We start from the raw sequence: 22,315 nt of genomic DNA on the forward strand, positions 1-22,315 counted from the left end.
ACGGCCGCGGCCGCTAGCGGGTGCCGTTCGCGGCGAACTCGGCGACCGCGGCCGCGTTCTCCTTGGTGACGAAGGCGGGGCCGGAGTAGACCGGCTGGCCGCCGCCGATGACGTTGCCGTTGGTCGTGTAGAGCTGGAGCGCCGTCACGCCGAGGAAGCCCTGGACGTAGGGCTGCTGGTCGACGGCGAAGGCGATCGAGCCGTCCTCGACCGCGGTGACGACGTCCTCGGAGAGGTCGAAGGTGCCGACCTGGGCCGAGCTGCCCGACTCCGACACGGCGCCGACGGCGTCGATCGCGTACTGGCCGCCGAGGGTGAGCACGCCGTCGATGGACGGGTCGGCCTGCAGCTTGGACTTGATGGTCGCCTTGACGTCGGCGTCGTTCGTGCCGTCCACCTGGAGGTTGCTCATGCTGCCGCCGAAGGTCGAGGCGGCCGCCTTGCAGCGCTCCTCGAGACCGACGTTGCCCGCCTCCTGGATGACGCAGAGCGCGTTGGTGGCGCCCGCCTCGGCGAGCTTCGTGCCGACCGCCTCGCCGGCGACCGTCTCGCTCTGGCCGATGTGGGTCAGGGCGCCGAACTCGGCGGAGCGCTCGATGCCGGAGTTGATGGTGACGACCGGGATGCCGGCCGCGACGGCCTTCTCGACGCTGTCCTTGACGCCGTCGGGGTTGGCCATCGAGACGACGATGCCGTCGACGCCCTGGGCGACCGCGTTGTCGATCAGCTGCGACTGCTTCGCCGGGTCGGGGTCCGCGTTGTAGGTGATCGTCGCGCTGTAGTCGGCGCCGGCCGCCTCGGCACCCGACTTCACGCGGTCCCAGAAGGCGTCGCCGGGGCCGGAGTGGGTGACGACCGCGTAGGTGTAGTCGCCGCCGCCGCTCGCGCCGCCGCCGGCGGTCGAGGCGGGCTCCTGGCCGGTGCCGGTGCACCCGCTGAGCAGCAGGGCCGCCGAGGCGGCGAGGCCCAGGCCTGCGAGGAAACGCTTCTTCATGAGAGCTCCTTCTCTGCGGACGGCGTCGTCTCTGACGGTCCGGAACGTCGTTGTCGGGTCGAGTATGAAATCACCGATTGCAAATGTCAATACATATTGTCATTGCGCTACGCTCGGAGCGGCTCACCGGTGAGTGGCATCGGGTGCCGAGCCGCTGTCAGGAGCATGGAGGAGCGCGCAATGGTGCACCGTTTCGGGGTAGGTCTGGTGTCGGTCGGCTGGATGGGACGCCTGCACACGCGCGCGTACCGCGCGGTCCCGGAGCACTACCCGGACCTCGGCGTCGCCGTGGACCTCGTGTCGGCGGCCGACACCGATCCTGGCACGCGCTCGCTGGCCGAGGACATCCTGGGCTATCGCCGGACGACGGCGGACTACCGGGAGGTGCTCGAGGACCCCGAGGTCGACATCGTCTCGATCTGCGCGCCGAACTTCCTGCACCGCGAGGTCGCCCTCGCCGCGGCAGCGGCCGGCAAGCCGTTCTGGATCGAGAAGCCGATGGGCCGCTCCGCCGCCGAGTCGTCCGAGATCGCGCGCGCCGCGGCCGACGCCGGTGTCGTCACCTCGGTCGGCTTCAACTACCGGCACGCACCGGCCCTGGCGCAGGCCCGCTCCCTGATCCGCGACGGAGCGATCGGCCGGGTCACCAACGTCAGCGTGCGCCTGCTCGCCGACTACTCCGCGGACCCGCTCGGCGCCCTCACCTGGCGCTTCCTGCAGGCGCGGGCCGGCTCGGGCGTGCTCGGCGATCTGCTCTCGCACGGCGCCGACCTGGCGCAGTACCTGGTCGGGCGGATCGACTCGGTCTCCGCGCTCACCGAGACCTTCGTGCGCGAGCGCCCGCTGCCCGGCTCGGCCGCGGCCGGCCACTTCAGCAAGGGCGCCGAGGGCGGCGAGCGCGGCGCGGTCGAGAACGAGGACTACGCGGCCGTGCTCGGCCGGTTCGAGTCCGGCGCGGTCGCGGTGCTGGAGGCGAGCCGGGTCGCGGTCGGGCCGCGCGCCGAGTACACGCTCGAGGTGTACGGCACGAAGGGCTCGCTGCGCTGGGACTTCCAGCGGCTGAACGAGCTGCAGCTCGCCGACGACCCGAGCGGCTACCGCACGATCATGGCCCAGCCGGGCTTCGGCGACTTCTCGCGCTTCCAGCCGGGCGCCGGGACGAGCATGGGCTTCGACGACCTCAAGACGATCGAGGCGTCGCTCTTCCTCTCCTCCGTCCTCGAGGGGCGCCAGCTCGCGCCGTCCGCCGCGGACGCGTGGTCGGCCGCCGAGATCGTCGAGGCGGCGCTGCGCAGCGACCGGTCGCGGGCGTGGGAGAGCGTCGCGGCCGTGAGCGGGGACACCACCTACGACGCGTGAGCCGCGGGGCGGCCTTCAGAGTGCGAAGGCCGCCTCGAAGGCGTCGAGCGCCGACTCCGAGTCGTTCGACGGCCACGCCTCGAGCCCGACGACCCCGTCGTAGCCGAGGGCGCGCAGCTCCTGCGCGACGGCCGGGTAGCGGATCTCGCCGGTTCCGGGCTCGCAGCGACCGGGCACGTCGGCGACCTGGATCTCGCCGATCCAGGGCAGGCAGCGGCGCACGAGCTCGAGCAGGTTCCCCTCGCCGATCTGCGCGTGGTACAGGTCGAGGTTCAGCCGCAGCCCCGGCCGGTCCACCGCGCTGACCAGCGCGAGGGTGTCCTCGGCGCGGGCGAACGGGGTGCCCGGGTGGTCGACGGCGGTGTTGAGGTTCTCGAGGGTGAAGACCCGGCCGCGCTCCTCGCCGAGCGCGGCGAGGCGGCGCAGCGTGTCCCCGGCGCGGTCGCGGTCCCCTGGCGTCACGTCGGTGCCGGGCCGGACGGGCAGGCCGCCCGGGGCGAGGCCGGTGCCGTGCAGGTTCAGCCGCGGGCTGTCGATGACCTCGGCCGCCGCGAGCGAGAGCTCGGCCGTGCGGAGCGTCTCGGCGATGCCGTCGGGGGTGATCAGATCGCCGGTGAGGTAGCCGGTCATCGACGAGAACGTCGCGCCGGTCGCCGCGAGCGCGGGCAGGTCCTTGGTGGACCAGTCCCAGATCTCGACCTCGAAGCCGCGCTCGTGCAGGCGGCGGACGCGGTCGGCGAACTCGAGCTCCGGGAAGAGCATCTCCGCGGAGGCGGCGAGGCGGACGGTCACGGCCGGCGCCCTACAGCTCGACGCTCACCGAGACGCGCTCGACCGCGGAGCGGGCGGCGGCGTCGGCGAGGACCAGGGCGGCGCGGCCGTCGGCGAACGTGGGGCTCGTCGACTCCTGGCCGCGGGCCAGCTTGATGAACTCGGTCAGCTCGGCCCGGTAGGCGACGGCGTAGCGCTCGAGGAAGAAGTCCTGGTACGGCGGCTTCGCCTGCACGCTCGTGCCGTTCGAGACGCTGACCAGGCTGGTGAGGGCGTTCGCGACCTCGATCGAGCCGTCCGCGCCGAAGGCCTCGATGCGCTGGTCGTAGCCGACCGAGCTGTGCCGCGAGTTGGTGATCGAGACGAGCGCACCGGAGGCGGAGCGGAGCGTGACGACGGCGGTGTCGAAGTCGCCGTGCTCGCGTGCGCCGGGGTCGAAGGTCGTCGTGCCGGTCGCGGTGACCTCGACGATGTCGGGGAGGAAGAAGCGCGCCATGTCGAAGTCGTGGATCGTCATGTCGCGGAAGATGCCGCCGGAGACGCCGATGTAGGCCGCGGGCGGGGCGGCGGGGTCGCGGCTGATGATCGAGAGCTGCTCGAGCGCGCCGATCTCGCCGGCGGCGACGCGGGCGCGCGCCTCGGCGAAGGCCGGGTCGAAGCGGCGGTTGAAGCCGAGGGCGATCGGCACCCCCGACGACGTGACGCGGGGCAGCAGGGTGTCGACGCGCGCGATGTCGAGGTCGATGGGCTTCTCGCAGAGCGCGGGGACACCGGCCGAGATCGCGGCCTCGAGCAGGTCGACGTGGGTCGCGGTCGGCGAGGCGATCAGCACCGCGTCGATCTCCCCGGAGGCGAACATCTCGGCGGCGTCGGTCGTCACGGTTCCGCCGTAGCGGGCCGCGACGGCGTTCGCGCCGTCGACGAACGGGTCGCAGACCCAGGCGAGCGTCGCCTCGGGGTCGGCGGCGATGTTCGCCGCGTGCACCTGGCCGATGCGGCCGGTGCCGATGAGTCCGAAGCGGAGAGGGGTGTCGGTCACGGCGATGTCCTTGCTGCCCGGGGGCGGTCTGGGTGGTGGGGTTCGGGAGGGGCGCGGTCAGGCCCAGGCGCGCAGGGCCTCGCGGTTGACGGCCTGGTCGTCGCGGCGCTCGTCGCGGAACGCGGCGATGTCGGCGTCGGGCGCGTTGAGGACGTCCTGCTCGACGACGACCCAGCCGTCGTAGCCCTGGGCGTCGATCGCGGTCATCACGGCGTCGAGGTCGATGTCGCCGCGGCCGAAGGCGACGAACGATCCGGAGGACCAGACCTCGCGCATCCCGCCGCCGGCCGCCAGGACCCGGCGCAGCTCGGCGACGTCGACGTCCTTGAGGTGCAGGTGGTTGATCCGGGGGCCCCAGCGCTCGACGGCCGCGACCGGGTCGCCGCCGCCGATCAGCAGGTGGCCGGTGTCGAGCGTGAGCCCGATGTCGACGGCGCCGAGGAAGCGGTCGATCTCCTCGGGCGACTCGATGTACGTGCCGGCGTGGTGGTGGAAGGTCGGCTCGAAGCCGGCCGCGCGGACGGCGGCGGTGGCGCGCTCGACGTTGGCGACCAGCCGCGACCAGCGGGCGTCGTCGAGCGGGTCGGCACCGGCGCCGCGACCGGGCGAGGAGCGCCGGGCCGCGGAGCCGTCGTCGGCGAGGGTCGGCAGCGGGAGCCGCGCGGGGCCGTGCTCGGACGCCTCGGCGAAGAGGCGGAGCGCGGCGTCGAGCTCGGGGAGCGAGGCCGCGAAGGCCTCGTCGTCCGAGAAGGGCAGCTGGATCCAGCCGCCGGCGATGTCGAGTCCTGACCGCTCGAGGCGCTGGCGCAGCTCTCGTCCGCGGCCGAGGTAGCCGGCCGGTCCGAGATCGACGCCGGTGTAGCCCGCCTCGGCGAGCACGTCGACGAGGTCGTCGGGCGAGACGACGTCGGCGCCCTCGGGGGTGAGCTCGAAGACTCCGAAGCTGACGGGGGCGCCGGCGACCGCGGCCTTCATCGGGACGCCCCGGGGACGGCGTGCGCGGCGGTGGCGTGCGACGGGGCGGCGTGCGCGGGGGCGCGGCGGATCATCTGGACCATACGACGGTGTACAACTCCTCGAGAGGGTGGTCTGTAATGTCGTTACAATAGCACAATGGGACGGACTGCTGAGCTGCTGAGCTGCTGATGTGCGCTGCATAATGTAGTGACGCCGACAGGTGTCGAGGACGGCCGGCGGTGAGTCGGCGGGCGGAGGGGGCGACATGGCGCTGCAGGAGGAGCACGCCCTGCCGATGGACCTCTTCATGGACCTCGACCGCTCCGGCCCGATCCCGCTCTACCACCAGATCGCGACCCGCCTCGAGCGGGCCATCCTCGACGAGACGCTCCCGGCCGGCTCCCGGCTCGAGAACGAGGTGTCGCTGGGCAACCGACTGGGCATGTCGCGGCCGACCATCCGCCGCGCCATCCAGGACCTCGTCGACAAGGGCCTCCTCGTGCGCCGCCGCGGCATCGGCACGCAGGTCGTGCACGGCAGGGTCACCCGCAACGTCGAGCTCACCAGCCTGTTCGAGGACCTCCAGCGCTCCGGCCAGAGCCCGACGACGAGCACCCTCTCCTCCACGGTCGGCACGGCCGACGAGAGGACCGCCGAGGCGCTCGGCGTCGAGGTCGGCTCGCCCGTCCTGCACCTCGTGCGGCTGCGGTCGGCGGACGGGGTCCCGCTCGCCGTGCTCGACAACACGCTGCCGGCCGACTTCGTCGACCTCGACCTCGGTGCCCTCGAGACGCACGGCCTCTATCAGCTGCTCCGGGCCCGCGGAGTGGCGATGCGCGTCGCCAAGCAGCGGATCGGCGCCCGCGCCACGACCCCGCGCGAGGCCCAGCTCCTCGACCTCCGCAAGGGCGCCGCGGTCCTGACGATGACCCGCACCGCCTTCGACAACTCCGGCCGCGCCGTCGAGTACGGCCAGCACTGCTACCGCCCCGACCTCTACTCCTTCGAGATCACCCTCGTCGACCGCTGACCCGCTGCCGGGCGGATCTCGATACGCCCTCTGCGAGGGCTACTCGATCAGCAGGAGAACGCGCGCCCTGCATGCTGGTCGAGTAGCGCGCAGCGCGTATCGAGACCCACGTGCCGGCGGTGGGCGGATCTCGATACGCCCTCTGCGAGGGCTACTCGATCAACATGAGGTGACCGCCCTCGACATGGCTGCTCGATCAGCAGGGACGGGCGCGAGCGCGCTGAACAGCACGGGCGGGCACGCCCGTTCCATGCTGGTCGAGTAGCGCGCAGCGCGTATCGAGACCCACGGGGTCGGAGGCGTCAGTTCCCGTCGCGGCGGAGCCGGGCCTCGCGGCCGGCGATGTGCACGCCCAGGCCGGTGATGCCGGCGGCGAACGCGACGATCACACCGAGCATCCCGTGGACGCTGCCCGCGCCGGCGGCGAATGCGCCGATGAGGAGCGCGATCGAGGCCAGCACGATCAGGACGGCGCCGGCGATCTCGCCGCCGCTGGATCTCCTCAGCACGTCTCGCATGCCTCCAGACTGCGACGCGCAGCGCGCCCGCCGCAAGGCTTCCGAGATGAACGGAGCACGAGAGCCCGCCGCCCGCTAGACGGCCACCCGCCCCCGCCGCAAGCCCGAGAGACGCCGAGCCTCCGCGACCAGACTGGAGGCATGCAGCAGCTGACCTACGCCTCCAAGAGCATCGTCACCACCGACGCCGTCACCGAGGCCCTCCTCGACCTCGTGACCGCGATCGACCGGCAGGAGCACTCGGAGGTGGTCAGCGTCCCCGCCTTCACGGAGGAGGGCGTGCTCATCGAGGCGAAGATGACGCTCGACGCGAGCAGCGAGCTCGTCGCGGTGCCCGTGGAGCGGGCCGTGAACGACGAGGCCGCCACCGAGGACGCCGTCGCGAAGGCCGTCGAGGACATCCGCTCGCGCATCAAGGACAACAAGCGCACCGTCGCCCGCCCCGTGATCGAGACGGAGCCGGAGCCGTACAACTACGAGGAGTTCTGAGCCGCCGCTGACCTCGGAGGTCTAGCCCAGCCGCCCGTCGAGGTCCTTGACCACGCGGCCCGACTGCAGGACCGCGCGCACCGCCGAGGGATCGCCGAGCGCGGCGATGTCGGCCAGCGGGTTCGCGTCGGTCAGCACCAGGTCGGCGAGCTTGCCCGGCTCGACCGAGCCGAGCTGCGCGTCCAGGCCCAGCAGGCGGGCGCCGCCGAGGGTGCCGGCACTCAGCGCTTCGAGCGGCGTGAGCCCGACGGCCACCAGCTGCGCAAGTTCGGCGAGATTGCGACCGTGCGGGTGCACGCCGGCATCCGTGCCGAGGGCGAGCGGGATCCCCGCCGCGACGGCCCGGCGCACCGAGTCGAGACCGCGCTCGCGCAGGAGCTCGCGCTGCCGGAGCCGCTCGACGGTGGTCGTCGCGGGGTCGAACTCGCGGACCAGGATGCTCAGGGTCGGCACGAGCGTCGTTCCGCGCTCGCGCATCAGCGCGATGGTCTCGTCGGAGAGGTCGTAGCCGTGCTCGATGCTCGTCGCGCCACCCAGCACGGCGGCGCGCGCGGCGTCGTCGGAGAGGGCGTGCGCGGTGATCGGCCGGCCGCCGCGCTCGGCGAGCAGCTCCGCGATCAGGGCGACCTGCTTCTCGGTGATGCCGACGTCGCGGGCGTCGTCGTTCGGTGAGCCGAGCCCGCCCGAGGTGGCGACCTTGATCACGTCGGCGCCGGTTCGGACGAGGGTGCGGACCGTCCGGACGACGTCCTCGTCCGTGTCGACGAGCCCGGGCGCGGGCATGCCCGGGCGCACGGCCCAGGCCGGCAGGCTGCCGTTGCGGTGGTGCGGATCGGCGTGGCCGCCGGTCGGCGAGAGCATGGCGATCGCGAGGTGCAGGCGCGGGCCGTCGACCGCGCCGCGCGCGACGGCCTCGCGGTAGCCCGGCGACAGCCCGTCGAGGTCGCGGGCGGTGGTCACGCCGGCGTCGAGCGTGCGGCGCAGGAGCCCGGCGATCTCGAGGACGTCCTCCTCCGGGAAGCGCTCGCGCGCCGCCTCCGGAGCGACCGGCACCATCGCGAGGTGCACGTGCACGTCGACGAAGCCCGGCAGCAGGAATGCGCCGGACACGTCGACCGCGCGACCCTCGAGCCCGGGATCCGCACGGCGCGGCCCCGCGTAGACGATCACGCCGTCGCGGATCTCCACCTCGGAGTCCTCGAGCGGAGCGGCGCCCGTCCCGTCGACGAGCGTCGCGCCGACGAGGCGGAGCACGCCCTCGGCGACGGGGGTGGCGGGCAGGCGGGCCGTCATGCGCTCTCCTTCGCGGCGACCGCCGCGGGACCCGAGAGGCTGAAGCCGGGCGAGCCCGGGTCGGCGTCGAGCAGGCGGCGGGTGTACCAGTGCTGGGGGTCGGCGTAGATCCGCTCGACCGGGCCGGCCTCGACGACCTCGCCGCGGTAGAGCACCACGACCTCGTCGCTGACGCGCTGGACGACGGCGAGGTTGTGCGAGATGAACATCATCGTCAGGCCGAGCGACTCCTTGATCCCGGCGAGCAGATCGAGGATCTGCCCCTGCACCGAGACGTCGAGGGCCGAGGTGATCTCGTCGGCGATCACGAAGGTCGGGTCGATGATCAGCCCGCGGGCGATCGCGACGCGCTGGCGCTGGCCGCCGGAGAACTCGTGCGGGAACCGGTGCCGCATGTTGGCGCTGAGGCCGACGCGCTCGAGCCAGGCGACGATCAGCTCCTCGTTCCGGCCGACGCGGGCGCGGACCGGGTCGATCGCCTCGGCCAGGGTCTGCGCGATGGTGCGCCGCGGCGAGAGCGAGGAGTACGGGTCCTGCGGGATCATCTGCGTGCGACGCCGGTAGGCGTGCATCGCCGAGCGGTTGGCGGCCACGATGTCGACGCCGTCCACGGTCGCCGTGCCGGCGGCCGCGCGGACCGAGCCGACCAGCACCTTGGCGAGGGTCGACTTGCCGGAGCCGGACTCGCCGACCACGCCGACGGTGCGGCCGCGCTCGACCCGCAGGTCGACGCCGTGCAGGACCTTCGCGTGGCCGAAGACCACGTCGAGACCGCGGACGTCGACCATCGCGGAGGACGCGGGGGCTCCGGCGGCCGAAGCGGCGGCGGCGCTCACGAGCGCACCTCCGGCGGCGTCGGCACGGTCACGACCGGCGTCGCGGCGAGCAGCTGCCTCGTGTACGGATGCGTCACGGTCTCCTCCGAGAGGTGGGCGATGTCCTCGATCCGCTCGACGATGCGGCCGTCCTTCATCACGAGGACGCGGTCGCAGAGCGCCCGGACGACGCCGAGGTCGTGCGAGATGAAGAGCACGGCGGTGCCGGAGTCCTCGTTCATGCGCTTGAGCACCGAGAGCACCTCGCGCTGCACCGTCACGTCGAGCGCGGTGGTCGGCTCGTCGGCGATCAGCAGGTCGGGCTTCGCGCTCATCGCCGAGGCGATCATCGCGCGCTGCTTCATGCCGCCGGAGAGCTGGTGCGGGTACTGCCGCAGGCGCCCCTCCGGATCGGAGAGCATCACTGAGCGGAAGCCGCGCAGGAGCAGGTCGAGCGCGTCGCGGCGGGAGTGGCGCAGGCGGATCCGCAGCACGTCGGAGAGCTGGGTGCCGAGGACCATGGCGGGGTTCAGCGCGGTGCCCGGGTCCTGGTAGATCAGGCCGATCTTCGCGGCGAGCACCCGGTCCGGGACGGGGCCGAGCAGGTCGGTGCCGCCGAGCTCGAGCCGGCGCGCGGACGCCTCGAGACCCTCGCCGAGCAGCTTCGCGACCACGGACGCCGTCAGCGACTTGCCCGAGCCGGACTCGCCGACGATGCCGAGCACCTCGCCGCGGCGGATGGTGAAGGAGAGGTCGGAGACGAGCTCGCGGCCGGTCGCGCCGTGGCGGACGGTGATGCCGTCGGCGACGAGCACGGCGTCGGCGGGGGCGGGCGCGGCGGTCGAGGAGTCGGTGGCCCTCGTCATCCGGGCCCGCGTCGTGTTCGAGCGCGGGTTCGCCGCCGCCGCCAGCCCGTCGCCGACCAGCAGCGCCGCGAAGGAGGCGACCGTGAGCGCGAGCGCCGGGCCGAGGATGACGACCGGGTTCACCGAGATGCGGCTCAGCCCGTCGTTGAGCAGCGTGCCCCAGTCGAAGGCGGGCGTCTGGGCGCCGAGGCCGATGAAGGAGAGGCCGGAGATCTCGACGAGCGCGCCGGAGAAGGCGCCGGCGACGAGGATCAGCGTCGGCTCGGCCATGTTCGGCAGCACGTGCCGCAGCGCGACGAGGTGCGTCGGCACTCCGGTCAGCCGGGCGGTCGTGACGTACTCGCTCGCCGCGATCTTGGAGGCGAGGTTGGCCGTGAGCCGCGCGAAGCCGGCGATGTTGGCGACCGCGATCGCGACCACCACCTGGACGACGCCCTGGCCGAGGATGGCGGCGACGATGATCGCGACGAGCATCGTCGGGTAGCTGACGGCCAGCTCGATCGCCCGCAGCCCGAGCTCGCGGACCCGCCGCGGGGCGAGCCAGACGCCGATGCCGACCGCGATGCCGACGATCGCCGAGAGCACGGTCGCGGCGAGCGCCATCAGCACGGTCGAGCGGGTGGCGACGAGGGTGCGGGCGAGCATGTCGCGGCCGAGGGTGTCGGTGCCGAGCGGGTGCTCGGCGGTCGAGCCGAGGCTGGGGCTGCCGCCGAGGCCGGTGGCCTGGCCCTCGAGCGCGATCGGGGCGATCAGCGCGGTGAGGGCGATCACGCCGAGCAGGCCGAGCCCGATCACGAGCCCGGGGTTCCAGGCGAAGGTGCGCGCGCCGGCGGGCTTCAGGCCGCGGACGGCGGGGAGGGACTCAGCCACGCTGCTCTCCGAGGGTGCGCGGGTCGATCAGACCCAGGATGACGTCGATCACGAGGGTGATCACGAGGGAGATGAGCCCGATCACGAAGACGGCCGCCCGGATCACCGGGTAGTCCTTGTCGATCGCGATCGCCTGGACGATCACGCCGCCGAGGCCGGGCCAGGCGAAGACCGCCTCGGTGATCAGCGCCGAGCCGAGCAGCGCGGTGAGGATGATGCCCGAGAGCGTCAGCGCCGTGGTGAGCAGGTTGGGCAGCATGTGCTTGGCGTAGAGGGTGAGCGCGGGCAGCCGCCAGCCGCGGGCGGTGCGCATGTAGTCCTGCTCGAGGATCACCGCGGTCTCGCGGCGGACGATCCTCGCGACGGAGCAGGTGCCGCCGACGGTGAGCGAGGCGATCGGCAGGATCGCGGCGGTGCCGAAGTCGTAGGCCGGAGAGTACGCGGGCGGCAGCACCTTGAGCAGCACCGCGAAGACGACGACGAAGCCGGTCGCGAGCACGTAGGTGGGGACCGAGGAGATCAGCCCGGTGACGGTGCTGAACACGGCGTCGAGCCAGCGGCGGCGGTCGCCGCGGGTCGCGACTCCGACCGCCATGCCCAGCGCGATGCCGAGCACGAGCAGGAGCAGCACCGCGGAGATCGTGATGGTCAGCGTGTACGGCACGGCCGTCATCACGAGGTCCATCGCGGGGATCGTGTAGCGGTAGGAGGCGCCGAAGTCGCCCTGCAGCACGCCGACGAGGTAGGTCCAGAGCTGCGCGGGCAGCGGCTGGTCGAGCCCGAGCTGGGTGCGCACCAGCTCGACCTGGTCGAGCGAGGCCGCCTCCCCTGCGATGGCGATCGCCGGGTCGCCGGGGATGAGCTGCACGATCAGGAAGGTGACCAGCACGAGCAGCGCCAGGTTGACGAGCAGGCCGAGGGCCCGGCGGAGGAGGAACCTCCGCCAGGCCCCGCCGAGGGTGCCGGCGCGGACGGCGCCCGGGCCGGGCGCCCCCGCGCCGGACGACCCGAGGCCCAACGATGCAGCGGTGGTGGCGGTCGTGGTGCTCATCGCGTCGTCTCCTCGTGTCGTCCGGCTCGGGTGGGCTGCTCAGTGGATCAGGGCGTCAGCGGATCAGGACAGGATCCGCATGGCCGAGATGTCCCAGTAGCCCGAGAACACCGAGGTGGCGAAGCCGGAGCGGGCCACGTAGCGGTGCGTGTCGGTGATCAGCGGCGTCATGTCGACGCGCTCGAGGATCGTCTTCTGGGCGGCGAGCAGGTTCTCGCACTGCGTCTCGGTGTCCGAGGCGGCCATCGCGGCCTCGTAGTAGGCGACGCCCTCGGGGTTGTCGCTGGAGGAGACGTTCGTGCCGCCGTCCGCGTAGGTCGGGCCGAGGTAGCGGGCGATCGTGGTGTGGATGAGGCCGGGGCCGGCGTTCTCCGCGGCGATCGCGACGTCCCAAGTGGCGGGCTCGGTGCGCATGGCCTTCGACCAGTCGGCCGGGTCGAGCGCCGAGACGGTGACGGTGGCGCCCGCGGCGCGGAGCGACTCGGCCAGGTAGTCGGCGGCCGGGTCCCAGTTCGACATCATCAGCAGGCGGATCGACTGACCGGTGAGCTCGGGCGTCGCGGCGGCGGGGTCGTACTTCTGCACCAGCGACTCGTCGTCCAGCGCGCAGCGGTAGCTCGCCGCGTTGACGGTGTACTGCGGCACGCCGAGGCCGTCGAGGCCGGCCGAGTTGAAGCCCTGGGTGTCGATCGCCTGGGCGACCGCGGCGCGGAGGTCCTCCTTGCCCTCGAAGATCGAGCCGGAGCCGGGGGCCTCGTTGAAGACGAGGTTGTAGGCCGAGCTGGCGAAGGTGACGGTCGTGTAGGCGGGGTCGTCCTCGAAGCGCAGCGCGTTCGAGTCGTAGAAGCGGGCCAGGTCGACTCCGCCGGACTCGAGCAGGTTGGCGCTCGTGTTGGAGTCGGACTGCACGGTGAGGTTGATCGTCTTCGCGGGCTCGCCCTCGACGTCCTGCCAGTCGGGCCAGGCGTCGTAGTCGTCGCGCAGCGTGTAGGCGGCGCTGACGCCGGCCGAGAGGTTCGAGAGCATGTACGGGCCGGACCAGGCGCCGTCGACGGTGCCCGCGGCGAGGCCCTCGGTGTCGGCGAGGCCGGCGGGGCAGATGATGCCGGTGCCGGGGCGGGTGACGCCGCCGAGCAGCTGCGAGTAGGGCTGGCTGAGCGAGATCGTCAGCGTGCCGGCCGCGTCGTCGGGGGTGAAGGTCGCGTCGCCGGAGCCGAAGGCCTGGTTCTTCCAGGTCAGCGCGCCCGAGTCGTCGAGGCCGGTGAGGTACGTGAAGGAGTCGGCGACGACGGTCGGCGTGATCGCCGTGCCGTCGGCGCAGGTGGCGTCGTCGCGGAGGGTGAACGTGTACTCGGAGGCCGAGACGGCGTTCCACTCGGTGGCGAGGCCGCCGATGTAGCCCTCGGTCTCGCCCTGGCGGAGCAGGGTGTCGAAGCCGAGGCGCGCGACGGTCACGTCGGCGTCGGCGGAGGCCTTCGCGGGGTCGAAGGTGGACGGCGCGTACCAGAGCTCCGCGTTGATGGTGTCGGTGGTGCCGGCGGTGCCGGTGGCGCTCTGCGGGGCGCTGGTGGTCCCGCAGGCGGTGAGCGCGAGGCTCGCGACGGCCGCCAGTGCGACGCCGGCGAGCAAGCTCTTCCTGACCATGGTGCTGTCCTCCAAGGGGTACGGGTGGTGCATCGGGGGCGGGGCGGAGTTGCTCGGGGGGGCCGCTCAACTTGGATCCAATCTAAGGCAATGCGGATCCCATTGTGTTTCGTCGGGATTACATCTGCCGGGCGATCCCCGCGGCCCCGTCGTGCACCGTCCGCCCGCCGACCACCGTGCGCAGCACGCGCGCCCCGGCGAACTCCTCCGCCGAGCACTCCCCCGGGTCGACCGAGAGCAGCACCAGGTCGGCGAGGAAGCCGGGGCGGAGCATCCCGCGGCGGTCCTCCGCGAAGGCCGCGTGCGCCGCGCCCCGCGTGTAGCCCTCGACGGCCTCGAGCACCGTGAGCGCCTGCTCCGGACCGAGCGGGTCGGGCAGGCGGCGCATCCGACGGCTCACCGCGGTCGCGACCACCCGGCGCGGGTCGAACGGGAAGTAGGGGGCGTCGGAGCCGAGCGCGATCACAGCGCCGGAGTCGCGCCAGTCGCGCATCGGGTTCACCGGGTCGGCCCGCGGGCCGAGCCGCCGCGTCAGTCCGGCCGCGTTGCTCCAGGCGATCGAGGGCTGCAGCGAGGCGACGACGCCGAGCCGGGCCGCGCGCTCGCGGCTCTCGGCGGAGGGCTCGAGGTAGGCGTGGATCAGCTGGCAGCGCAGGGCGGCGATCCGCTCGGGCGGGCCCGCCGCCTCGAGCGCGTCGAGCACCTCGGCGACCGCGCGGCTGCCGACCGCGTGCACGCCCAGGCCCCAGCCGCGCTGGACGCACTCCGCGGCGAGCCGCGCGAACTCGGCGGTCGCGATCCGCTGCACGCCGCGGCTTCCGTCTGGCCAGGGCTGCTCGAGGAGCGCCTGGCCCTTCATCCCCTCGCCGTCGTAGTAGACCTTGATCGGGCCGAGACGGAGCAGCTCGTCGCCGTCGCCGGTCGTGCCGTCGACGGTGTCGAGCAGGGCGAGCGCCTCGTCGACACCCGGGACCGCTTCCGTGCCGAGCTCGGGGTAGGGCATCGCGACGACGCGCAGCGACAGCTCGCCGCGCTCGTGGGCCGCGCGGTAGGCGGCGAGCTCGTCGAGCGTGACGGCCGGGTCGATGACGCCGGTGAAGCCCAGCTCGTGCAGCAGCGGCTGGATGCGGAGGAGGGCCGCGCGGCGGTCCTCGGGGGTGGGCGGGGTGTCGCCGAGCCAGTCCGGGGCGTCCGGATCGGCGTCCGCGTCGGCGAGCATCGCGGCCGAGAACGCGTCGGCTCCGGCGTCCGCGTCGAGCAGCTGCAGGGCCTTCAGGCCCGCGCGCTGGGCGTGCGAGTGCGCGTCGATGAAGCCGGGGAGGAGGGTGCCGTCGAGGTGCTCCTCGGGGGTGCCGGCCGGGGCGGCGGCGCGGACCTCCTGCAGGGTGCCGACGGCGGTGATCCGGTCGCCGTCGATCAGGAGCGCCTCGGCGAGCGGGTTCTCGGGGTCCATGGTGCGGACGCGGGCGACGAGGAGGCGGGGGGCCGGGGCCCCGTGGACGTCAGGCATCGGGCGGGACTCAGGCATCGATCGTCTCCCGGCGGTCGAGCCAGTCGTGCACGTCGGCGGCGGTGACGAGCGCGTCGCGCTGGAGGTACTCGATCGCCTCGAGGGTGGCGGCGTGCGCGCGCTCGCTCGAGCCGGCGACGCAGTCGGTGAGCACCCGGACGGCGTAGTCGTGCTGGTGCGCGTCCGCCGCCGTGTAGTGGATGCAGACGTCGGTGAGGCCGCCGACCAGCAGCAGCGTGCCCGCGCGGTAGGCCTTCAGCACGATCTCGAGCTCGGTGCCGAAGAAGGCGGAGTAGCGGCGCTTGCGGATCACGAACTCCTCGGGCCGCGGCTCGAGCCAGGACGCCAGCTCGGTGCCCGGGTCGCCCTCGAGGCAGTGCGGACCCTCGGCGCCGTCCAGCTCGCGGCCGATGTCGATCAGGTCGCGCTTGTGCACCTCCTGCACGAAGACGACCGGCACGCCGGCACTGCGGCAGTGCGCGATCAGGTCGCGCACCCGGGGTGTGCGCTCCGCCCGGCCGCTCATCACGGGGATGCCGGGGGTCGGCAGGTCCGAGGCGGCCCCGCCCTGGATGTCGACGACGAGGAGGACGGGAGTGCCGGAGACGGCGAGCATGCGGGTGGATCCTTCCGGGTGGTGCGCGGGTCGGGTGAGGTGCCCCCACGACCCCGGCGGCGCGAGGGCCGGGGCCCGTCGTCCGCCCGGCAAGTCTGACCAGGCGATCGTTCGGGCGGGGGTCGGCCGTGTTTCCCCGGGGTAAAACCTCGGGCTGCTCGGCTTGTGGAGGAGAGCCGGGCGCGGGCCGCTCCATCCGCGCCCCCTGATTCCTCAAAAGTTGCGGTAGTCGCGCGCCACTACCGCAACTCTTGAAGAGTCGGCAAGCGGCGGAGGCGGCCGGCCGTCATTCCTCAGAAGTTGCGGTAGTCGCGCTCGACTACCGCAACTTTTGGAGAGTGGGTCGGGCGCGGGCCGGGGGGCTAGACCGGGCGGGCGGCGCGGCGGCGGCGGTGCGGGAGCAGGGTGGCGACGGGGACCGGAGCGAAGCCGTCGGCGACGGCGACCCAGACGGTCGCGTCGGGGGCGTGGTCGCCGAGGAGCTCGGCGCAGACGCCGCAGGGCTCGATGAGGTGGCGGGAGCCGGCCGGGCGCTGCAGCACTCCGACGATCGAGACGACCGGGGAGCCGGCGACGACCGCGGCGCTCAGGGCGGCGGACTCGGCGCAGACGGAGGCCCGGCCGGCGCTCGCCTCGACGTGCAGGCCGGTCACGATCCGCCCGTCGGCGAGGCGGAGGGCGGCCGCGACCTCGTGGACGCCGGTCCGGTAGCGCGCGTCGAGGATCGCCGAGGCCGCCTCGAGCAGCTCGCGGTCCGGCGCGGACATCCCCGCGGGAGGCCCGTCGAGCACCGGCCGATCGAGCACCGGGCTCTCCGGCGCGGAAGGCCCCGACTCCGCCCCCTCGGTCACGACCAGCCCAGGATCCGCGCCATGTTGCCGCCCTCGACCAGCGCGCGGTCGGCCTCGTCCGGGATCGCCTTGGCGATCTTCATCCGCTCGAGGTCGAAGTCGCTGCCCGGCCACTCGGAGCCGAGCAGGATCTTCTCAGCGCCGAGCCGGGCGTAGGCGCGCTTGACGTCGGACATCAGCGTCGCCGAGGTCTCGAGGTAGACGTGCGGGTTGCGCTCGGCGACGATGATCGCCTCGGGCACGTTCCAGACCGCGCCCATGTGGGCGATGATCGTCGGCACTCCGGGGAAGCCCTTCGCGATCTCCTCGATGGCGAACGGCGCGCAGAACGCGTCGTCGAGCGCGTTGATCAGCACGGGCAGGCCGAGCTCGTCGCAGACCGCGAACAGCGGGTCGAGCAGCCCGTGATCGGCGACGTGGTAGCCGTGCAGGCTGGGGTGCAGCTTGAGCCCGACCAGGCCGGCGTCGGCGAAGCGGCGGATCTCGTCGGTCGCGTTCTCCCACTGCGGCATGACCTGGCCGAAGCCGAAGAGGCGGTCGGGGTGGGCCTTCACGAGGTCGATCAGGAAGTCGTTCTCGATGCCCTGCGCGAGGGAGCAGACCATCGCGCGGTCGACGCCGGCGGCGTCCATCCGGTCGAGGATGCGCTTCGGGTCGAACGGGGTGTAGGCGGGGGGCTGCTCGCCGGGGCGGACCCCGCTGAGGTAGTCGCTGCGGCCTCGGCGGTCCTGAGTGGTGTTGTACGCGTCGATGATCATGCGGCGTCTCCTTCTTCCGGTGTGGTGCGGGGGTGTCGTGCGGGGTGTTGTGCGGCGGGCGGCGTGTTGTTCGGGGGCGGGGCGGGCTGCTCAGCCGACCGCGGCCATCGCGCCCATGGCGACGAGCGCGGCGAGGGAGGCGAGCCTCCGGGCGGTGTCGAGGCGGCCGGGGCGTCCGGCGAGGGCGACGCGGAGCGTGCACGCCGCGTAGACGGCGACGGCGGCGCCGAGCGGCAGGGCGAGTCCGCCGCCGTGCGCGTGCCCGGCGCCCGCGAGCGGACCGGCACCCGCGGTGGGCGCGGCGTCGGCGAGGAGCACGAGGACGGCGGCGAGCAGCATCCCGACGGCGTGCAGCGCGTCGGCGCCGTGCCGCCGGACGCCTCGGCCGCGGCGCAGCCGGTCGACGAGGGCGGCGACGAGCGCGCAGCCCGCGAGCAGCGCGGACCAGAGCGGAGCGGGCAGGAGGTGCAGGGCGGGCAGGTGTACGTCGAGCATCGCGGCGAGCATGGCCGCCTCGGCGACGAGCCAGCCGCGGCCCACTCCCCGCCAGCCGGCCAGGCCGAGCGTGAGGGAGGCGGCGGCGCCCGCGAGCATCACGACCAGCAGCACGTCCACGCCGGCCTCCTGACCTCGATCGATCGCCACGGCGGGCGAGATTGGATCCAATCTAGGGCCGCGCGGATCCATGGGTCAAGCCGGACGCAGGAGTGGGCTCGCCGTTCGACGACACCGACCCCCTCGTGGGATCCAATACCTGCCATGATTGGATCCCGGCCGACCTGGCCGCTGATCGGAGGGGATCATCGCGTGACGACCCAGGGCGACAACGCACTCGTGGACGATCTGGCCGCCCGGATCCGGGCGAAGATCATGTCCGGCGAGATCCCGATCGGCGCCCCGCTGCGCCAGGCCGAGCTCGCGACGCAGTTCGGCATCAGCCGCACCCCGGTCCGCGAGGCGCTGCGCCAGCTGCAGACCGGCGGGCTGATCGAGGTCGTCCCCAACCGCGGCGCCGTCGTTCGCGTGCCGGTGCCGTGGGAGGTGCGCGAGGCCTACGAGGTGCGCGCCGAGCTGGAGTCGCTGGCCGCCCGCCGCGCGGTCGACCGCCTGGACGATGCGACGATCGCCGAGCTCCGCTCCGTCAACACGGCCATGTACGAGCGCTCGCTCGCCGTCGCCGCCGGCACCGCGGCCGAGCGCGACGGCAGCGCCAACGACCAGTTCCACGGGCTGATCTACCAGGCCTCGGGCAACACCCGCCTCAGCCGGATGCTGATCGAGATCAACGACGCCTTCCCGCGCAATGTGTCGGGCCTGGTCCTCCGCGAGAACTCGCGCCACCGCGAGGAGAACTTCCGCGAGCACGAGCAGATCGTCGAGGCCTTCGTCGCCGGCGACCGCGAGCGCGCCGCCGCGATCATGCGCGAGCACGTCCTCCGCGCGGGCGAGCACCTCGCGCACTGGTACGAGCGCCGCTCCTCGACGGTGTTCACGGGCTGAGGGGCGGAGTCGGCCGCACAACATCAGCTGAGAAGGGTGGGCCTCCTCCCACAGAGGAGGCCGGGTGCTCTCAGCTGATGTTGTGCGGCGGAGTCAGCTCCGCGGCACCGTCGACCCGCGGATCAGCAGCTCCGTCGGCAGCAGCGTCGCCCGCGGAACGTCGTCGCCGGCCAGCAGCCGCACCAGGACCTCGGCCATCGCGTCGCCGAGGCCGGCGGCCGGCTGGCGGACGGTCGTGATCGGCGGCTCGGCCGCCTCCGAGGAGTAGTCGCCGTCGAAGCCGGCGAGCGCCACGTCGCCCGGCACGCTCAGGCCGCGCTCGCGCAGCACCGCCAGGGCGCCGGAGGCCATCTGGTCGTTGGAGGCGAAGACCGCGTCGATCGGGCGGCCGGAGTCGAGCAGGCGCCGCATCGCCTCGGCGCCGTCCCGCGGCGAGTAGTCGCCGATCTCGACGAGCGAGGCGTCCAGGCCGCCCGCCTCGACGGTCGCGCGCCAGCCCGCGAGGCGGTCGATCGCGCCGGGCATGTCCTGGCGGCTCGCGATCATCGCGGGCGCGCGGCGGCCGAGGCCCAGCAGATGCTCGGTGACCTGGCGCGCCGCTCCGACGTTGTCGACGTCGACGAAGTGGCTGTCGTGGTCGTCGAGGCTGAGCGGGCGGCCGCCGAAGACGAGGGGGACGCTCGCGCCGATCCGGGCGTAGGAGTGGTCGCCGCTGTGGTGCGACACCACGAGGGCGCCGTCGACGTTGCCGCCGAGGAGGTAGCGGCGGGTCTTGTCGGGCGTCGCCTCGGAGGCGATCACGATGTTGAGCATGTAGTCGGTCGCGGCGAGGCGGGTCGCCGCACCTTGCACGACGGCGGCGAGGAACGGGTCGCCGAAGACCTTGCCGATCGACTCGGGCACCAGCAGGGCGAGGACCTGGGTCCGCCGGCTGGCGAGCGAGCGCGCCGCGCGGTTGGGCACGTAGCCGAGCTGCTCGATCGCGAGGCGGACGGCGGCCTGCGCCTCGGCCTTCACCTTCGGCGAGTCGTTGACGACCCGGCTGACCGTCGCCCGGGACACTCCGGCGAGCGCGGCGACGGCCTCGAGCGTGGGTGCGGCCGGTGCGGTGTCGTGACTCATGCGTGCCTCTCGAGCGGTGGACCCCCGGGCCCGAGAGTAGCCGAGCGGGCGCGTGCCCTTCGAGACACCCCTGCGGGGGCGCTCGCTCACCGGCCATGGCGGCCGGAGGCGTCAGGAGAAGAGTCTGCAGGCCAGCCCTCCTGGGGACGGCGGGTCTCGATACGCCCCTCCGGGGCTACTCGACCAGCATGCTGGCGGCCTCTCCATGCTGATCGAGTAGCCCGCCCAGCGGGCTTCCTATGCTGATCGAGTAGCCCGCGCAGCGGGCGTATCGAGATCCACCATTGCGCTGGGCTCCCGGGATCAGCCCTTGACTGCGCCGCCCATGATGCCGGCGATCAGCTGCTTGCCCGCCAGCACGAACAGCACGAGCAGCGGGATGATCGACAGCACCGCGCCGGCCAGCACGATCGAGTAGTCGACGTAGTAGCCCGACTGCAGCTGCGACAGCGCGGTCTGCAGCGTCGGGTTGGTCGGGCTCAGCACGATCAGCGGCCAGAGGAAGTCGGTCCACGCCATCATGAACGTGAACAGCGCGAGGATCGCCATCGCGGGCCGCGCGGCCGGCACCGCGACGGTCAGGAACGTCCGGAACTGGTTCGCTCCGTCGACCCGCGCCGCCTCGATCAGCTCGTCCGGGATCACGTCCACCAGGTACTGCCGCATGAAGAACACGCCGAACGCGGTGACCAGCGTCGGCACGATCACGGCGCCGAGGGTGCCGGTCCAGCCGAGCTGCCGCATCAGGATGAACAGCGGGATGATGCCGAGCTGGGTCGGGATCGCCATCGTCGCGATCACGGTGATCATCAGCCCGTCCCGCCCGCGGAAGCGCAGCTTCGCGAACGCGTAGCCGGCCAGGGTCGAGAACGACACGACCGAGAGCGTGATGATCCCCGAGACGACCACGCTGTTCAGCAGCGCCGTCCAGAACGGGATCGCGGTGAACACCTGCGCCGCGTTGGCCAGGAAGTTGCCGCCCGGGATCAGCGGCAGCGTCTCGCCGCGGGTCGCGTTGCTCCCGCTGGCCACCACGAACGACCACCAGAGCGGGTAGGTCGAGCCGAGGATGAAGGCGCTGAGCAGGCCGTAGGTGAGGAACCCCGGGCGGTCGACGCGGCCGGCGCCGGAGGAGCGCGGGCGCCGGGCGCGACGCTCGGGCTCGGCCGCGACAGGCGCAGCGGCGGGAGCGGTGGGAATCGTCGCGGTCATCGGTCGCTCGCCTTCTGCGCCGGTCGGCGCGTGCGCGTTCTCACGCGGTTCTCGACGGACGCGATCCGCCGCGAGATCGCGAAGTTCACCAGTCCGATCAGCACGATCAGCAGGAACAGCAGCCAGGCGACCGCCGCCGCCTCGCCGAAGTTCTGCCGGAAGAACGCCATCTCCCAGAGGTAGAGGACGGTCGTCTGGAACTGGCGGTCCGAGCCGCCGATGCCGCCGGCGTTCGAGACGTCGAACAGGCGCGGCTCGGCGAAGATCTGCAGCCCGCCGATCGTGGCCGTGATGATCACGAAGATCAGGGTCGGCCGGATGCTCGGGATCGTGATCGAGGTGAAGCGGCGGAACGAGCCCGCTCCGTCGAGCGCAGCCGACTCGTGCAGGTCGCGCGGCACGGCCTGCATCGCGGCGAGCAGGATGAGCGCGTTGTAGCCGGTCCAGCGCCAGTTGACCATCGACGCGATCGCGATGTGGCTGGCGAGGCGGTCGTTGGTCCAGTCGATCGGGGCGATGCCGACCAGGCCGAGCAGATTGTTCGCCAGGCCCTCCTGGTCGCCGAAGATGCTCGAGAAGATCAGCGCCACGGCGACCGGCGAGACGACGTAGGGCAGCAGCACGCTCATCCGCCAGAAGGTGCGGGCGCGCAGCGACTGGTCGAGCACCGCCGCGAGCACCAGGGCCACGGCGAGCTGCGGGATCGTGGAGAGCAGGAAGATGCTCAGCGTGTTGCCGATCGAGTTCCAGAAGAAGCGGTCGCCGAGCACCGCGGCGAAGTTGCCGAGGCCGACGAAGTCGCCCTGGCCCTGCAGCAGCTGCCAGTCGTAGAGCGAGACCACCAGCGTGTAGACGAGGGGGAACGCTCCCGTGATCGCGAACAGCAGGAAGAACGGCGAGATGTAGAGGTAGGGCGACGCCTTGACGTCGAAGCGGCTCATCCGCTGCTTGGCCGTCAGCGGCAGGCGGGGCGCGGGGCGGCGGCCGGGAGGCGGCGCGGCCGACGCGGTCGGCGGGGTCAGGGTGCTCGTCATGGGTCGCTCTCGTCGG

22 protein-coding genes are annotated in these 22,315 nt (G+C 72.9%); 4 read left to right on the forward strand and 18 right to left on the reverse strand.

All coding sequences use genetic code 11. The features are described from left to right. Positions 1-13: 13 nt before the first annotated feature. A complete protein-coding gene (locus tag MT353_RS13380; protein ID WP_243599592.1) occupies positions 14-994 on the reverse strand; it encodes a sugar ABC transporter substrate-binding protein in 981 nt (326 codons plus the stop codon). Positions 995-1,174: 180 nt separating this feature from the next. Between MT353_RS13380 and MT353_RS13385 the strand changes: the two genes are divergently transcribed. Further along, positions 1,175-2,353 carry a Gfo/Idh/MocA family protein gene (locus MT353_RS13385; protein ID WP_243624793.1) on the forward strand — a complete coding sequence of 393 codons (1,179 nt, stop codon included), beginning with the start codon at positions 1,175-1,177 and terminating at the stop codon, positions 2,351-2,353. 15 nt (positions 2,354-2,368) lie between these two features. Here MT353_RS13385 and MT353_RS13390 read toward each other — a convergent pair whose 3' ends face one another. From MT353_RS13390 to MT353_RS13400, 3 genes are read right to left on the reverse strand one after another with little or no spacing between them, the layout of a single operon-like run. After that, entirely contained in the window at positions 2,369-3,115 is a 747-nt protein-coding gene (locus MT353_RS13390) for a TIM barrel protein (RefSeq protein WP_243624987.1), read from the reverse strand. 40 nt (positions 3,116-3,155) lie between these two features. After that, complete coding sequence (iolG, locus tag MT353_RS13395; protein ID WP_243624794.1) at positions 3,156-4,163, reverse strand: inositol 2-dehydrogenase; 1,008 nt, start codon at positions 4,161-4,163, stop codon at positions 3,156-3,158. A gap of 57 nt (positions 4,164-4,220) precedes the next feature. Continuing rightward, complete coding sequence (locus MT353_RS13400) at positions 4,221-5,138, reverse strand: sugar phosphate isomerase/epimerase (RefSeq protein WP_243624795.1); 918 nt, start codon at positions 5,136-5,138, stop codon at positions 4,221-4,223. Between the two features lie 247 nt (positions 5,139-5,385). On the opposite strand from MT353_RS13400, the gene MT353_RS13405 reads away from it, so the two are divergent. Continuing rightward, positions 5,386-6,150 (forward strand): GntR family transcriptional regulator, encoded by a 765-nt coding sequence (locus MT353_RS13405; RefSeq protein ID WP_123734522.1) that lies wholly within the window; start codon positions 5,386-5,388, stop codon positions 6,148-6,150. A gap of 302 nt (positions 6,151-6,452) precedes the next feature. Here MT353_RS13405 and MT353_RS13410 read toward each other — a convergent pair whose 3' ends face one another. After that, a complete protein-coding gene (locus tag MT353_RS13410; RefSeq protein WP_243624796.1) occupies positions 6,453-6,668 on the reverse strand; it encodes a hypothetical protein in 216 nt (71 codons plus the stop codon). Between the two features lie 141 nt (positions 6,669-6,809). Here MT353_RS13410 and MT353_RS13415 point away from each other — a divergent pair, with 141 nt between their 5' ends. Next, positions 6,810-7,157, forward strand: a complete 348-nt coding sequence (locus MT353_RS13415) for a hypothetical protein (protein WP_243624797.1) — start codon at positions 6,810-6,812, stop codon at positions 7,155-7,157. Positions 7,158-7,178: 21 nt separating this feature from the next. Here MT353_RS13415 and MT353_RS13420 read toward each other — a convergent pair whose 3' ends face one another. The 10 genes from MT353_RS13420 to MT353_RS13465 all read right to left on the reverse strand — a co-directional run bounded on the left by MT353_RS13420 (position 7,179) and on the right by MT353_RS13465 (position 18,076). Continuing rightward, positions 7,179-8,450: an amidohydrolase family protein gene (locus MT353_RS13420; RefSeq protein WP_243624798.1), complete on the reverse strand. Its 1,272-nt coding sequence runs from the start codon at positions 8,448-8,450 to the stop codon at positions 7,179-7,181. Further along, complete coding sequence (locus MT353_RS13425; RefSeq protein ID WP_243624799.1) at positions 8,447-9,286, reverse strand: ABC transporter ATP-binding protein; 840 nt, start codon at positions 9,284-9,286, stop codon at positions 8,447-8,449. Before MT353_RS13425 ends, MT353_RS13420 begins: the two co-directional genes overlap by 4 nt. Further along, positions 9,283-11,001 (reverse strand): dipeptide/oligopeptide/nickel ABC transporter permease/ATP-binding protein, encoded by a 1,719-nt coding sequence (locus MT353_RS13430; RefSeq protein ID WP_243599585.1) that lies wholly within the window; start codon positions 10,999-11,001, stop codon positions 9,283-9,285. The genes MT353_RS13425 and MT353_RS13430 overlap by 4 nt, the downstream gene beginning before the upstream one ends. Then, positions 10,994-12,052 (reverse strand): ABC transporter permease, encoded by a 1,059-nt coding sequence (locus MT353_RS13435; RefSeq protein ID WP_243599584.1) that lies wholly within the window; start codon positions 12,050-12,052, stop codon positions 10,994-10,996. The genes MT353_RS13430 and MT353_RS13435 overlap by 8 nt, the downstream gene beginning before the upstream one ends. A 63-nt stretch (positions 12,053-12,115) precedes the next feature. Further along, on the reverse strand, positions 12,116-13,696 hold the full coding sequence (locus tag MT353_RS13440; RefSeq protein WP_243581556.1) for an ABC transporter substrate-binding protein: 1,581 nt from the start codon (positions 13,694-13,696) through the stop codon (positions 12,116-12,118). A gap of 118 nt (positions 13,697-13,814) precedes the next feature. Further along, positions 13,815-15,206 carry an amidohydrolase gene (locus MT353_RS13445; protein ID WP_243624800.1) on the reverse strand — a complete coding sequence of 464 codons (1,392 nt, stop codon included), beginning with the start codon at positions 15,204-15,206 and terminating at the stop codon, positions 13,815-13,817. A 10-nt stretch (positions 15,207-15,216) separates the two neighbouring features. After that, complete coding sequence (locus MT353_RS13450) at positions 15,217-15,822, reverse strand: cysteine hydrolase family protein (RefSeq protein ID WP_243624801.1); 606 nt, start codon at positions 15,820-15,822, stop codon at positions 15,217-15,219. 362 nt (positions 15,823-16,184) lie between these two features. Further along, the gene (locus tag MT353_RS13455; protein ID WP_243624802.1) at positions 16,185-16,628 is read right to left on the reverse strand and encodes a hypothetical protein; all 444 of its coding nucleotides are present in this window, start codon (positions 16,626-16,628) and stop codon (positions 16,185-16,187) included. A gap of 41 nt (positions 16,629-16,669) precedes the next feature. Beyond that, positions 16,670-17,431 carry an amidohydrolase family protein gene (locus MT353_RS13460; protein ID WP_123447441.1) on the reverse strand — a complete coding sequence of 254 codons (762 nt, stop codon included), beginning with the start codon at positions 17,429-17,431 and terminating at the stop codon, positions 16,670-16,672. Between the two features lie 90 nt (positions 17,432-17,521). Continuing rightward, positions 17,522-18,076 carry a hypothetical protein gene (locus MT353_RS13465; RefSeq protein ID WP_243624803.1) on the reverse strand — a complete coding sequence of 185 codons (555 nt, stop codon included), beginning with the start codon at positions 18,074-18,076 and terminating at the stop codon, positions 17,522-17,524. Positions 18,077-18,238: 162 nt separating this feature from the next. Between MT353_RS13465 and MT353_RS13470 the strand changes: the two genes are divergently transcribed. Next, the gene (locus tag MT353_RS13470; RefSeq protein WP_207901612.1) at positions 18,239-18,931 is read left to right on the forward strand and encodes a GntR family transcriptional regulator; all 693 of its coding nucleotides are present in this window, start codon (positions 18,239-18,241) and stop codon (positions 18,929-18,931) included. 93 nt (positions 18,932-19,024) lie between these two features. Here the strand turns inward: MT353_RS13470 and MT353_RS13475 are convergent, their stop codons facing one another. The 3 genes from MT353_RS13475 to MT353_RS13485 all read right to left on the reverse strand — a co-directional run bounded on the left by MT353_RS13475 (position 19,025) and on the right by MT353_RS13485 (position 22,299). Then, a complete protein-coding gene (locus MT353_RS13475; RefSeq protein WP_243624804.1) occupies positions 19,025-20,053 on the reverse strand; it encodes a LacI family DNA-binding transcriptional regulator in 1,029 nt (342 codons plus the stop codon). A 303-nt stretch (positions 20,054-20,356) separates the two neighbouring features. Beyond that, entirely contained in the window at positions 20,357-21,265 is a 909-nt protein-coding gene (locus tag MT353_RS13480) for a carbohydrate ABC transporter permease (protein ID WP_123734512.1), read from the reverse strand. Further along, on the reverse strand, positions 21,262-22,299 hold the full coding sequence (locus MT353_RS13485) for a carbohydrate ABC transporter permease (protein ID WP_160086513.1): 1,038 nt from the start codon (positions 22,297-22,299) through the stop codon (positions 21,262-21,264). The genes MT353_RS13480 and MT353_RS13485 overlap by 4 nt, the downstream gene beginning before the upstream one ends. Positions 22,300-22,315 lie beyond the last annotated feature (16 nt).

The sequence above is a fragment of the Rathayibacter sp. VKM Ac-2927 genome (assembly GCF_022815525.1).
Taxonomy (GTDB): Bacteria; Actinomycetota; Actinomycetes; order Actinomycetales; family Microbacteriaceae; genus Rathayibacter; species Rathayibacter festucae.